Annotated in this window: 13 protein-coding genes; 9 read left to right on the top strand and 4 right to left on the bottom strand. The window is 38.4% G+C overall.

All coding sequences use genetic code 11. The features are described from left to right. Positions 1–52 precede the first annotated feature (52 nt). Positions 53–1,276, top strand: coding sequence for a diaminopimelate decarboxylase (gene lysA / locus DET49_RS14865; RefSeq protein ID WP_133549073.1), 1,224 nt, complete (start codon positions 53–55; stop codon positions 1,274–1,276). Between the two features lie 77 nt (positions 1,277–1,353). Then, positions 1,354–1,890, top strand: coding sequence for a 2'-5' RNA ligase family protein (locus DET49_RS14860; RefSeq protein WP_133549071.1), 537 nt, complete (start codon positions 1,354–1,356; stop codon positions 1,888–1,890). A 200-nt stretch (positions 1,891–2,090) separates the two neighbouring features. On the opposite strand, the gene DET49_RS18515 is transcribed toward DET49_RS14860, so the two are convergent. Beyond that, positions 2,091–2,252, bottom strand: coding sequence for a hypothetical protein (locus DET49_RS18515; RefSeq protein ID WP_166636587.1), 162 nt, complete (start codon positions 2,250–2,252; stop codon positions 2,091–2,093). A gap of 32 nt (positions 2,253–2,284) precedes the next feature. Between DET49_RS18515 and DET49_RS14855 the strand changes: the two genes are divergently transcribed. The 5 genes from DET49_RS14855 (at position 2,285) to DET49_RS14835 (ending at position 6,273) form a co-directional block, all read left to right on the top strand. After that, entirely contained in the window at positions 2,285–2,695 is a 411-nt protein-coding gene (locus DET49_RS14855) for a hypothetical protein (RefSeq protein WP_133549069.1), read from the top strand. 19 nt (positions 2,696–2,714) lie between these two features. Continuing rightward, the gene (locus DET49_RS14850) at positions 2,715–3,605 is read left to right on the top strand and encodes a CPBP family intramembrane glutamic endopeptidase (RefSeq protein ID WP_133549067.1); all 891 of its coding nucleotides are present in this window, start codon (positions 2,715–2,717) and stop codon (positions 3,603–3,605) included. Between the two features lie 801 nt (positions 3,606–4,406). Next, complete coding sequence (locus DET49_RS14845; protein ID WP_133549065.1) at positions 4,407–4,595, top strand: hypothetical protein; 189 nt, start codon at positions 4,407–4,409, stop codon at positions 4,593–4,595. Between the two features lie 76 nt (positions 4,596–4,671). Then, the gene (locus DET49_RS14840) at positions 4,672–4,914 is read left to right on the top strand and encodes a peroxiredoxin family protein (RefSeq protein WP_133549063.1); all 243 of its coding nucleotides are present in this window, start codon (positions 4,672–4,674) and stop codon (positions 4,912–4,914) included. A gap of 81 nt (positions 4,915–4,995) precedes the next feature. Then, the gene (locus tag DET49_RS14835; protein WP_166636585.1) at positions 4,996–6,273 is read left to right on the top strand and encodes a hypothetical protein; all 1,278 of its coding nucleotides are present in this window, start codon (positions 4,996–4,998) and stop codon (positions 6,271–6,273) included. An 81-nt stretch (positions 6,274–6,354) separates the two neighbouring features. On the opposite strand, the gene DET49_RS14830 is transcribed toward DET49_RS14835, so the two are convergent. The 3 genes from DET49_RS14830 to yaaA all read right to left on the bottom strand — a co-directional run bounded on the left by DET49_RS14830 (position 6,355) and on the right by yaaA (position 11,673). After that, a complete protein-coding gene (locus DET49_RS14830) occupies positions 6,355–7,014 on the bottom strand; it encodes a uracil-DNA glycosylase family protein (RefSeq protein WP_133549061.1) in 660 nt (219 codons plus the stop codon). Between the two features lie 35 nt (positions 7,015–7,049). After that, positions 7,050–10,499 (bottom strand): pyruvate carboxylase, encoded by a 3,450-nt coding sequence (locus DET49_RS14825; RefSeq protein WP_133549059.1) that lies wholly within the window; start codon positions 10,497–10,499, stop codon positions 7,050–7,052. A gap of 412 nt (positions 10,500–10,911) precedes the next feature. After that, positions 10,912–11,673 carry a peroxide stress protein YaaA gene (gene yaaA, locus DET49_RS14820; protein ID WP_133549057.1) on the bottom strand — a complete coding sequence of 254 codons (762 nt, stop codon included), beginning with the start codon at positions 11,671–11,673 and terminating at the stop codon, positions 10,912–10,914. Positions 11,674–12,060: 387 nt separating this feature from the next. Here yaaA and DET49_RS14815 point away from each other — a divergent pair, with 387 nt between their 5' ends. Next, positions 12,061–12,357, top strand: a complete 297-nt coding sequence (locus DET49_RS14815; protein WP_133549055.1) for a TIGR03643 family protein — start codon at positions 12,061–12,063, stop codon at positions 12,355–12,357. 92 nt (positions 12,358–12,449) lie between these two features. Then, a complete protein-coding gene (locus tag DET49_RS14810; RefSeq protein WP_133549053.1) occupies positions 12,450–12,698 on the top strand; it encodes a hypothetical protein in 249 nt (82 codons plus the stop codon). Positions 12,699–12,911 lie beyond the last annotated feature (213 nt).

Genomic DNA, 12,911 nt, shown 5'->3' with positions numbered 1-12,911 from the left:
TGTGGGAGTAGAAATTTCTCCTGTTTTTTGCCACTTAAATTTTTCATCTGTTATGACCAATCAAGATCTGCTTGACATTGCCAAAGAATTTGGCAGCCCTGTATATGTTTATGATGCCGATAAGATAGCTTTCCAATTTAACCGACTAAAAAAGGCATTTTCCCAGGTTAAAGATCTGCGTATTCACTACGCGGTAAAAGCACTTTCAAACATTTCTATCCTGAAATATTTGAATTCTTTAGGTAGTGGAATGGACACCGTATCAGTTCAGGAGGTAAAACTTTCTCTGGAAGCCGGAGTCCCGCCAAAGGATATTATTTATACTCCCAACGGCGTTTCTTTAGAGGAAATCGAGCAAGTGGTACGTTTGGGCGTCCAGATCAATATTGACAATCTTTCTATTTTGGAGCAGTTTGGCGCCAAGCATCCTGATGTTCCGGTTTGTATTCGTATCAATCCGCATATCCTGGCTGGAGGAAATTCTAAAATCTCAGTGGGCCATGTAGATTCAAAATTTGGAATTTCCATTCACCAGATGCCTCTTTTACTGCGCATTGTTGAAAATACCGGAATGAATATAAACGGCATCCATATGCATACCGGAAGCGATATTCTTGATATTGAAGTTTTCCTGCGGGCATCCGAAATTCTATTTGATGCTGCTAAGAATTTTAAAAACCTGGAATTTCTGGATTTCGGTAGTGGATTTAAAGTACCTTATCGTGAAAATGATATTGAAACTGATATAGAAGAACTGGGTGAAAAACTAACCGAACGATTCAAGGTTTTCTGCAAAGAATACGGTCGCGAACTCACCCTTGTTTTTGAACCAGGAAAATTCCTGGTAAGCGAAGCCGGTAAATTCCTGGCTAAAGTCAACGTGATCAAACAAACGACCTCTACGGTTTTCGCCGGGATTGATACGGGATTTAACCATTTGATTCGCCCGATGTTTTACGGGTCTCATCACGATATAAAGAATGTTTCCAACCCAGAAGGAAAATTCAGGTTTTACTCAGTGGTCGGCTATATTTGCGAAACCGATACTTTTGCCAACAACCGCAGGATTGCCGAAATTACCGAAGGGGATATCCTGGCCTTTAGCAATGCCGGAGCCTATTCTTTTTCTATGGCCAGCAATTTTAATTCTCGCTACCGGCCCGCGGAAGTTTTATATTATAATGGGAAGGCACATTTAATTAGGGAACGCGAAACTTTTGAAGATTTACTCAGACATCAGAAAGTTATAGATTTCCAGCAGGTCACCTTAGAGTAAAAGCTAAGCATTTTTAAAGGCTTTTTCTGGCTATACTGTTATTTTTAGAAAACTGAACAATTTTAAATCATTGCTAAATGCCACTTTATTTTCTTGCGATAATCCCGTCACAAGAAATTTGTGAGCAGATAAAATTGTTAAAACTGGAAATTGCCCAAAAGTATGAAGCCAAACATGCATTGAAACTTCCGGCGCATATTACGCTTCAAATCCCTTTTAAACTTTCCCAAAACCAAGAAGAAAGAATAATTGAAGTATTAAATAATTTTGCGAAAAAGCAGGAAAGCTTCCAGGTGGAATTAAAAGATTTTGGCAGGTTTACACATAAGGTGATTTTTGTAAATATTCTACGCCATAATGAAATTACTGAGCTGCACGCTGAGTTACAAGCAATTTTAAATAAAAATTTCAATTTAAAAAAACACGAAAGCTTTTCTAAAATTCATCCCCATATTACCCTGGCCAGTAGAGACCTTTCCTATAAAGAATTCCCGGGGGCCTGGGAGGATTTTAAAAAGCGAGAATTTAAAGCTGCTTTCTACGCCAATGAGCTTGTCCTTTTCAAGCACGACGGTAAACTCTGGCACCGCCATCTAGAATTCAAATTTAATTGATTTTCAGAATGCATATTATTATTTTAAAAGATTTATGCAAGAGTTTCCTATCTTTCACACTTATTTTGAAAACTGGTTATGAAACAACAGAAAACTCAAGGTATCTCAAAAACTACTCTTTTTATTTTAGTGATAACCTTTGTAATCCTGGGGAACATTCTATCTGATTGGGAACATTTTAAGCAAGGACTATTAGGCATCTAATAGCTACCTGCAACCTTAAAATTATTTTTAAAATTTCCTGGATTTATATGCACATCCTTAATCCATTTGGTTTTCCGGATTACCTGATCAAAATGCTTTAAGCCAAGAAACAAGTCTTTGAAAACTGCAGAAACCGAATCCTGGGATTTGCTGGTCATGGTAGAGGAGTTTTCTATCATTCGCAATTCAAATGAACAGAACCACTAACGTGATCATTTATTACCAAAAAAGAAAGCTTAAATACCAGTTAATTTCAGGTATATCAATACTGGCAATGGGAATTGTTATTGCACGTTTAGATCCTACTTCCGTAATTTACTATATCTGGATTTTATTTGGCTTACTCCAAATTTCCTCCTGGTATTACAAAAATAACTATCAATACCTGGTTATTAATAAGTATACCATCACAAAAAAATCCCTTTTTCCTAGGAGTCTAAAGCTTAGGGAACTTAAGGCAATCCGGAAGTTTAAAAGCAGTTGTATCCTTGAACCTAACCACAGAAAAATTAAGATTGTCAAAGATTTAATCGAAAATGATTCCTTATACAGACTTACCGAGCGGCTATACGCATTTGAAATAAAATATGGACAAACCTGAGTAATACAAATTATAAACAATGGAAAAAAACGATAAACTAATGGGTTGGATAAGAGTATTGCTTCTTATCATTCCCTATTTAATTGTAGGGGGTGTTTTTCAAATTGCGGCCCATGCCCTGGCGGGAATACCTTTTGAAGAAGAAATACAGAAAACCAGTTTACAGTCATTTCTGGTAGCCATGGCTACCCTATCGGCAACCCTACTTATCCTTTATCTTTTTATGAGATTTGTTGATAAAAGACCCTTTATGGAACTTGGTCTGGAGCTCAAAAAGCGGGGTCCAGATATAATTTTGGGCACTGCGATTGGTCTGATGGTAATGAGCATCGGTTATTTTTCATTAATTATCCTGGATGAAATCAATTTTCAAAACCTAAACTTAAAATGGAATGAAATTCTTTTGTCCATAGGTGTATTTCTCGCTGTCAGTTTAGGAGAAGAAATCCTATTTAGAGGGTATATACAACGCAACTTAATGTATAGTTTCAATAATTACGTAGCCCTTTTCATTTCGTCTGTAATCTTTGCCCTGGCCCACGGTTTTAATCCGAATCTTAACTGGATAGCTCTTACCGGTTTATTCTTTGCAGGAATTTTACTTGGACTCTCCTATATTTACACCAGGAACTTATGGTTTCCTATTGCCCTTCACTTTAGCTGGAACTTATTCCAAACCTATTTTGGATTTAACGTAAGTGGCAGGCAGTTTTATTCGATCATAGAATTTAGAATTGAACAGGAAAATATTTTTAATGGCGGGAAATTTGGGTTTGAAGCCTCTATTTTCTCTCTTGTCTTTCAGGCCATTTTGATTCTATTAATATTTAAATATTATAGAAAAAACAAAAGCACAAGCATATACCAACATAACTTATACAATGTTATCCATCGAAAAAATCCTGTTTAAATTTTCAGAAATGGGGTTGTCAAAAATTTAAAAGGCTTATCATCTTTTAAGCAATTTCCTCCTAAAAACATTTCATTTACGGTTATATTTGGCAAAAAACAATAAAATTCCTTATATTTACAGTTAGTTTTATTAGAATCGAGTATAAAACTCCTAATTTCTTTAACATTAGGCGCTTCTATAAATCACACAGATTTCATCCGGGAAGCAATTTTCAATGTGCTTTTATACTCCAAAAAATTTAACCATGAAAGATCAGATAAATATTTTAAAATTAATAGGAATTATATTCACTTCGCTAATGTTGGTAATTTTGCTTGATTTCGCCCTTAAAGCTGCATTAGAGGCCTGGACGAACAGCCTATAAAGATGATGCTGGTCCGATTACTAGATGTTGGCTTTTATTACCGCTTTAGAATTGAGTTTTAATTTCTAAACTCGGCGAGATAGATTTCCTATCCGGACTTCTCGCCGGTAAGTCCCTTGTGTGCTCACTGGCCGATTTAAGTTTTGACAAGGGATAAAAAAATTCTATACAGGTTAATTTCTGGGAATTCATATTATTTGTTTTTACAGGTTTCTCTCTAAAATTAAAACTTCAGCCTACCTCCTATTTCTTAATTCCTATTTTGTTTAAATAAAACCTCTAAATAGGTAAAGATGTATTTATGGGTTGGGATTTTAAATTGTAATTTACACGGTTTGGTAAACGGCACTACGCTGGATTCCACCCAGTTTGAAAACAGTTTTGCTGACTCACGGCTTTTGGTTTTGCTGAATACCAGGACCGAAGAATTATGATTGCAGAATAGACCTATGTATTTAAATGGGAACCATAGTGTTTTTGAAAAAGCAGAAATTTCCGGTGCCATCTCCCAGGAATTGGTAGATGAAGTAAAAGCCATTTATGAGAATATTGAAAAAATCAACGAGGAAAAACTCAGACAGCAGCAAGAAAGGTTTATAGAAAAATATCCGGATGCTTTATAAGCTTTCTGGGGGCTCAAAAGAAATCCAGGAAAGTTCTTTAGATAAACGCATCCTTAAATTTTCAAATAAGTAGGACATCCCCAGAAAGGAGAAAAATACACCGACTGCACCTAACGGAAAACAGGTCAAATTTTCCGAACCTTTGGGAAAAGCTACCCTCCTGCAATTTTGGGCCACTACCTGCAATCCTAGCAAATTGCAAAACAAAGAACTAAAAGAACTATTTCGACGATATAAGATCGAGGGACTTGAGATCATAGCCATTTCCCGGGATCTCCATAAAGAAGACTGGGTTGAATCTAAATTAATTTCAGGTTAAACCTTACACAGGCAAAATCAATTTTTCTTCCCGGATGTATTTCTAAAAATGTATTTTTAAACCGAAATAAAATCATAGCATATGAAAAAGCTGTTTTGGCTTATTTTAATTTTTATCATCGTCTTTATCGGCCTTACCTATATTTCCGTTTCCTCGACCGATAAAGAGTTTGATACCGCAAGTATCCAGGGTTTTAAAGATCTGGAAGACATAAATTTCAGGGAACAGGACTCGGTTGTGGTAAAAGCCAGTAACTTATATGAATCCAATGGCCTTAAAAACCTTATGCAGGGAGAAAATTACCGGGCAGCCTGGACTACACCGGTGAACGTCCCAGTGCTATTTCTGGATTCCCTATACGGGGGGATGGAGATCGTTGAAGAAGGCGGGGGTACACAAACCCACTCCCTGCGGTTAAAGGATAAAGCGGGCTTTTTATACTCCCTGCGCAGTGTTAATAAGGATCCTTCTACCCACGTACCTGAAATTGCCCAAAGCCTTGGTCTGGAAAACATTGTTATAGACGCCATTTCAGCTTCGCATCCTTACGGCGCTCTTCTTGCTGCTTCTCTTTCAGAAAAAGCCGGCATCCTGCATACAAATCCTAAAGTTGTTTTTATCCCAAAACAGGATGTTCTTGGAGCGCAATACAACGAAAAATATGGCAATCGCTTATTTCTGCTGGAATATGAAACCGAAGGTAAAAAAAACTGGTCTCACTATGAAAAAGTAAAAGAGATCGTTGATACCAAAAACCTGCAGAAAGCAAAGCAAGAACACCCTAAAAAGATCTCTATAGATAAGGGTGCCTTCATAAGAGCGAGATTATTTGATATGCTTATTGGTGACTGGGACCGCCACGCCAAGCAGTGGGGCTGGGTGCTTCAAAAAAAGGGTGATAAGTTGAAGGCTATTCCCGTGGCAGGTGATCGCGATAATGCCTTCTTTAATTTAGAGGGAATAATTCCGGGGATAATCTCGAATAAGAATATCCAGCCTAAAGTAAGGTCTTTTGAGAAGGACATCGATTATATGCCAGGCCTGGTTTATCCTAACGATGTTTATTTCCTTAATGATACTTCGGTTGAACTATTTATTAAGGAGGCAAAAAAGCTACAGGAATTAATGAGCGATGAAGCTATTACCGATGCATTAGAAGTATGGCCAAAAGAAATCAAAGATTTACACGGAGAAGAAATCGCTAAAAAAATAAGCTCCCGAAGAGAAGATTTAGTAGCGTATGCAAAAGAATTCCATCGCATTATCACAGAAAAAGAAAAGCTAAGCGAACCTCTAAAAGGTTCCGAAGACCTCGAAATCAGCCCGGCATTGATAAAATGCTTTGAATGTGGAAAGTAAAGATCGACTTTATGGCGCCCCGTACGGCGAATTTGCTGAATTACTAGTAGCAGCTGATTACGCAGGGGTGCTATAAAAAAATCAAAACCACTCCTTATACTGCATCACCCTGAAATCGATGGTATTAAAAGCTTTATCCTTTTGTTTAAGCTGCTTGTAGAGCTCCATACTCCCAATGGCCCGGTTAGCAGAGCCGGAGGGAGCGGTTAAAGAAACCGTTTTTATAAGTCGACCATCCAGGATAAACTGATGTACCCTGGGCACTTCATTAGAAATCACTTTCAAGCGAATATCACTACCTATCTTTTTTAAGTGTCTCCTAAAGAAATATTCAGGTCCATTTTTAGAATTTCCACCGGTAAAAAGCAGGGTTTCAATTTTCGGATTTTCTTTTAAAATTCCAATCATATTTCGCAGCTCCACTTCCTGCATTCCAAGATCTGAAGCATCTACTTTTTCGCGTCTGCTGCTTTCTACCATATCGCAGATACCTATCCCCCGTTGCTTAAGAAAATTTTTACGCTGCCTGATGGCCTCCTGGCTGGTTTCAAATTTGAGGTCCAGCTCAAAGATAGTGTCCAGTACTATCCATAAAAGTCCGTCCCGGCTTCCGTAGCAAAAATCTACATCGCCTTCCTTGAACTGGCCTTTGGTAAATCGCGGGGGCGGAAGGGTACCCACGATTAATTTTGTAGCATTTTCCGGAATATATGGTTCATAGGGATGCGTGTGGTGGAACATGTTTCTGCTTCTTATTTCTAATTAGTCTATTGAGGTTATTTGAGTTTTATAACTAGGTCATTGGCGAAAACCATGGTGTTTTCATTATGAATTATTTCATCAATTTCTCCGTCTTTATTGGCGGTTATCGTGGTTTCCATTTTCATAGCTTCAATCACAAATAATGGTTCGTTCTTTTTAATTTTCTGACCTTTTTCGACTAAAATTGAAGAAATAGAACCCTGGATAGGCGCTCCGACTTGCTTTTCGTTAGATTTATCGATCTTTTGATGAACCACCTTATCTACCTTAATCGACTTATCCTGAATTTTTACGGTTCTGGTTTGTCCGTTTACTTTAAAGAATGCATCTACAAGTCCATCTTCATCTGGGGTTCCAACCGATAAGAATTCAATAAGCAGGGTTTTACCTTTATCCATTTCCACTGTGATCTCCTCTCCGGGATGCATACCGTAGAAAAAATTAGGAGTCGGTATATTCATTACCTCCCCAAACTTCCTGTAATGATTAAAATATTCTGTAAAAACTTTTGGATATAATTTATAAGAAAGAAAATCGGTCATTTCCAGTTTTCGTCCCATTCCTTCACTAAAAATATCGCAGAATTCTTTAAATTCCTTTTCAAAATCTATAGGCTCCAAATGAGCATTAGGCCTATCGGTATAGGGTTTTTGTCCTTTTAAAATGATCTGCTGGACCTGCGGTGGAAAACCACCGTGGGGCTGCCCAAGATCACCTTTAAAGAAATTCACGACCGACTGGGGAAAAGATAGGTTTTCACCTTTTTCCATCACATCTTCTATACTCAGGTTATTGCTCACCAGGTATTGGGCCATATCCCCCACTACCTTACTACTTGGTGTCACTTTTATAATATCACCAAAAAGTTGATTCACCTTTGAATACATGGTGGTGATTTCGTGAAATCTGGAGGCCAAGCCTAAAGACTCTGCCTGGGGTTTTAGATTAGAATACTGGCCGCCGGGGATCTCGTGCTGGTATACATCGGCAGTTCCCGCTTTAAGTCCACTTTCAAAGGGAAAGTAATATTTTCTTACTGCTTCCCAATAATGCGAATACTGGTTCAGCTTTTCCATATTGAAATCAGCTTTCCGCTGGCCGGAGTTAGTCATTTCCACCAGAGAATTGAAATTAGGTTGTGAGGTAAGTCCGGAAAGACCTCCCAGGGCTACATCAACCACATCGACCCCGGCTTCAATAGCTTTTAAATAGGTTGCCGATTGTATTGAAGAAGTATCGTGGGTATGTAAATGTACAGGAATATTGATCTCGGCCTTTAATGCTGAGATCAACTCACTGGCAGCATAAGGTTTTAATAGACCGGCCATATCTTTTATCGCTAAAATATGCGCCCCGGCATTTTCGATCTCCTTGGCCAACTGAAGATAATATTCTAAATTATATTTGCTGTTTTTATCCAGTAAATCGCCGGTATAGCAAATGGAAGCTTCGGCCAGACCAGCAGTATTTTTGCGTACATATTCAATACAGGGCGCGATAGATTTCATCCAGTTTAAAGAATCAAAAATTCTGAAAACATCTACCCCATTTTCCCAGGCTTGGGCAACAAATTTTTCGATCAAATTATCGGGATAGGCTGTATACCCTACCCCGTTAGAACCGCGCATTAGCATCTGCAATAAAATATTGGGCATGGCTTTCCTAAGCAATTGAAGACGTTCCCACGGGTTCTCCTTTAAAAACCTAAGACACACATCAAAAGTGGCCCCACCCCATACTTCCATACTAAAGATTTCAGGATTGTTTTTAGCGTAACCCTGGGCTACCTTCAACATATCTATACTGCGCATCCTGGTGGCCAGCAAACTTTGATGTGCATCCCGAAAAGTAGTATCGGTAAAATGAATTTTCTTCTCCTCTTTCAACCACTGAGCAAATTTTTCCGGGCCGAGTTCGCTCAGTAGGTCTTTTGTCCCTTTTGGATAGACCGAGTGCGGATCAAAGGCGGGAACCTCGGCTTTTATAAGTTTTGGTTTTTCGGTTATATCCTTGACATCAGCATTACCATTAACTACCACATCACCTAAGAATTCCACCATTCGGGTAGCGCGGTTACGGGTTTGCTTTAGCTTAAAAAGTTCTGGATTATTAGCGATAAAATTTACGGTCACACTACCATCCCTGAATTTCTCATGCTGAAGAATGTTATCTAAAAACGGAATATTGGTTTTTACCCCTCGAATTCTAAATTCCGCCAGAGCACGGCGCATTTTGCGACAGGCACCGTCCAGGGTCCTGCCGCTTGCGGAAACTTTGACAAGCATGGAGTCGAAAAATGGAGAAATGGTCACACCCTGGTACAAACTCCCGGCATCCAACCTAATTCCAAATCCAGATGCACTTCTGTAGGTAGTGATCGTACCATAATCGGGTTGGAAATCGTTCCCGGGATCTTCGGTTGTGATTCTACATTGAAGCGCAAACCCGTTAGTGTGCAGGGAAGCCTGGTCCTTAATTTTAATTTGCTGGTCGCTTAATTTATATCCCCCGGCAACAAATAGCTGAGTTTTTACCAGGTCTATCCCGGTTACCACTTCGGTAACAGTATGTTCCACCTGAATCCTTGGGTTTACTTCTATAAAGTAAATACTGCCATCATGGTCTACCAGGAATTCTACCGTACCAATATTATTATAATTAACCGCCTTACAAATATTGACGGCATATTCATAGAGTTTCTCTTTGGTAGTTTGATCTAGGTTATAAGAAGGTGCAAACTCGATTACTTTTTGATAACGACGCTGCACAGAACAGTCTCGTTCAAAAAGATGCACCATATTCCCGTGATTATCCCCTACAATCTGTATTTCTATATGTTTGGGATTTTCAATGAATTTTTCGATAAAGACGGTATCATCCCCAAAGGCATTAAGAGCCTCCCGTTTGGATTCTGAAAAAGCTTTTTTTAATTCAGATTCCTTCCGTAGTACTCGCATGCCTCTTCCACCGCCACCACTAGCAGCTTTCAGCATAATGGGATAGCCTATTCGCTTTGCCTCTTCTATGGCTATTTCAAGGCTTTCCAGTTTTTTTTCATTGCTCTCAATGACCGGAACATTATTTTTAACCGCTACAGTTTTTGCGGTAACTTTATCGCCTAAACTTTTTAAAACCGAAACCTCGGGACCGATAAAAATAATATCGTTGTCCTTACATGCCTGGGCAAACCTGGCGTTTTCTGAAAGAAATCCGTAACCCGGATGAATTGCATCTGCACCTACCTGTTTGGCGAGATTAATAATCGCATCTATGTCCAAATAAGGTTTTAAAGGCTCCTTATCAGGCCCGATTTGGTAAGATTCATCTGCTTTGTAACGGTGAAGGGAGTATCGATCTTCGAAAGTGAAAATTCCTACGGTTCTAATTCCTATTTCAGTGCACGCCCTAAAAATTCGGATTGCAATCTCCCCACGATTGGCCACCAGTACTTTTTGAATTTTCATGTTTTTGGTTTAGATAATTAGCAATAGTTAGTTATTACCGTAAACTATTAAAACATTCAGAAGTAGCAGTGATTTGATATGCTAAATTTTATATAAAAGTTTTTCTCATTCTCTTTATAGGTCGTGGTTTGTTGTTTAGAGCTGAGACTTCTGATGTTGTTCTTATTCGAAAAAAACCAAAAGAGAACTACTGCAGAACAAACCCACGCCGCTTCTCAATACCGACGCTTTTTTTAAATGCCAAAAATGACAGCGCTAACTCATCAGCACTAAGATAGGAGACTCTGGCATTTTATTCTTACTTAGACAACTTACTGAAGTAGTTATTTCTTATAAAGGACCACTATACAGCGTTCTTAAAGGGAGTCGAGGTAAGAAAAAACTGCAAACCATAAAACCAAAAAGCTGAAAACTACCTTATAAAAACCGGCTCGTTTTCCTTTTTGGTATGTTCCTGGCTAAATCGGTAATCCATATAATCGAAGCCTCTCAGATCCTCCAGGGTTTTTACATCTTTGTCAATAATATAACGTACCATCGCACCACGTGCTTTTTTCGCGAAAAAACTAATGATCTTTAATTTTCCGTTCTTAAAATCTTTAAAAACGGGCGAGATCACTTCGGCTGCCAGTTTTTTAGTATCTACGACCTTAAAATATTCATTACTGGCAAGATTTATAAAAAGCTCCCCTTCCACCATCTCCTGGTTTAACAGCTTGGTGACTTTATTTTGCCAAACCTCATATAGGTTCTGCTTACGTTCAATGCCTACCGAAGTGCCCATTTCCAGGCGATAAGGCTGCATCAGATCCAGCGGCTTAAGCACACCATAGAGTCCGGAAAGAATTCGTAAACTATCCTGCAAACGGTCTATTTTATCCATAGAAATGGTATAAGCATCCAGTCCGGTGTAAACATCACCGGCAAAAGCATACATGGCCGGGCGAGAATTCTTTTTAGTGTGCTCTTCCTGAAATTCCTGATAACGGGTATAATTAAGATCGGCTAACTTATCGCTGATACTCATCAGGTTGGAAATTTCCTTTTTGGTCATCCTGGACATTTTCCTATTGAGTTTAGCTGTGGTTTCCAAAAAGGCAGGTTGGGTGCCGCGAGTAGTAGGTAATTTTGATTCGTAATCCAGGCTTTTGGCCGGGGAAACAACAATTTTCATAGTAGGTTATTTTAAATTCAAAGATAAGTGAAAGCTTGGTAAACGGGAAAACTACCCATTAGTAGTTTTTTATAGAGAAATAGTTAGGAGTTATTATAGCTTAAAAGATCTACAGCATTATGGTAAGCATTTGGAGCGTTCTGGATAAAATGTTAGAATTAACCCATAATTACAGGCCAAAAAATTCAGCATTATCTGATAAGCATTTTATAAAAACTCCTTTTATTGTTAAAGGTGATTTTTACTATAAAAGAATTTAAAGTTCGAATCTTAGCCCCTTAAGAGGAGGAAGCACCGTAATTAGTAAGGATGCCTTCTTATTTATAAAAACCTTCACTAATGTTCAATCCGTAGCAATTCCTAATTTATTTAGATTTAGGATAAAAAATGAAAATCGCTAAAAAATTTGAATTAGATGAACCTCAGCAAGACCGTGTCATTGCCATGGCCTGGGAAGATCGCACGCCATTTGAAGCTATTGAATACCAGTTCGGTCTTGCTGAAAAAGACGTGATAAAATTTATGCAGGAGCAAATGCACCCTCGCAACTGGAGAAAATGGCGAGCTAGGGTTCAGGGTAGAAAAACCAAACACCTTAAACTAAGGAATAACCAGGTTTCCAGGTTTAAATCTTCGGCGCAACGACAGATCACGGGCAATCACATTTCAAAAAAGAAGTATTGAAGTTCTTAAATATTTAAAAATCAATTAATTTAAGTCCCCAACTTCAGATTAAGACATCTTTTTCTTACCTTATACTACCAAAAACTCAAAATATGGAAGGTTCCTCTAAACATCCCAAGCTTGTAAAGGCCTTTAGCGGCAGTTTTCTTTGGAGAAATTCCGGAGGAATCATAATAGATTATAATGGTCGATTACTCAGTTCAGCGAATTACCGGTATAAGACTACCGGTGGGAAATTTATTAAGATCAGGTTTAAGAAAAAACTAAGGTCCGCTAAAAAACTACCCGGGTTTAACTGCGATTGGAAAATGATGACCATGGTAGATTGTTCCCTGAACTGATTTTTGCTTTCGTTCAATAGTATGCCGTTTACCTTTAGACTCATCCTGTAGTAAGTAAAACCTGTTATACCAGTTTTAATTAATTCCCTGTATGACTATTGCTCTTATCCTGAACTTTCCCTGGTATCGAATATCACCTATTAGTCATAGCAGGCTATGCACTGCCCAAAGGGAGAGGGCATAAAAACTCACTAGTTAAATTGTTGTTATTTC

It is taken from the genome of Salegentibacter sp. 24 (genome assembly GCF_004362395.1).
Taxonomy (GTDB): domain Bacteria; phylum Bacteroidota; class Bacteroidia; order Flavobacteriales; family Flavobacteriaceae; genus Salegentibacter.
This window is presented reverse-complemented; position numbering and strand designations above follow the sequence as displayed.

Bases quoted from the DNA above. Each gene is read 5' to 3' on its own strand.
- lysA (WP_133549073.1), top strand. From the start codon at position 53: ATGACCAATCAAGATCTGCTTGACATTGCCAAAGAATTTGGCAGCCCT.
- DET49_RS18515 (WP_166636587.1), bottom strand. From the start codon at position 2,252: ATGACCAGCAAATCCCAGGATTCGGTTTCTGCAGTTTTCAAAGACTTG.
- DET49_RS14825 (WP_133549059.1), bottom strand. From the start codon at position 10,499: ATGAAAATTCAAAAAGTACTGGTGGCCAATCGTGGGGAGATTGCAATC.
- DET49_RS14815 (WP_133549055.1), top strand. From the start codon at position 12,061: ATGAAAATCGCTAAAAAATTTGAATTAGATGAACCTCAGCAAGACCGT.
- DET49_RS14830 (WP_133549061.1), bottom strand. From the start codon at position 7,014: ATGTTCCACCACACGCATCCCTATGAACCATATATTCCGGAAAATGCT.
- yaaA (WP_133549057.1), bottom strand. From the start codon at position 11,673: ATGAAAATTGTTGTTTCCCCGGCCAAAAGCCTGGATTACGAATCAAAA.
- DET49_RS14810 (WP_133549053.1), top strand. From the start codon at position 12,450: ATGGAAGGTTCCTCTAAACATCCCAAGCTTGTAAAGGCCTTTAGCGGC.
- DET49_RS14850 (WP_133549067.1), top strand. From the start codon at position 2,715: ATGGAAAAAAACGATAAACTAATGGGTTGGATAAGAGTATTGCTTCTT.
- DET49_RS14835 (WP_166636585.1), top strand. From the start codon at position 4,996: ATGAAAAAGCTGTTTTGGCTTATTTTAATTTTTATCATCGTCTTTATC.
- DET49_RS14860 (WP_133549071.1), top strand. From the start codon at position 1,354: ATGCCACTTTATTTTCTTGCGATAATCCCGTCACAAGAAATTTGTGAG.
- DET49_RS14855 (WP_133549069.1), top strand. From the start codon at position 2,285: ATGAACAGAACCACTAACGTGATCATTTATTACCAAAAAAGAAAGCTT.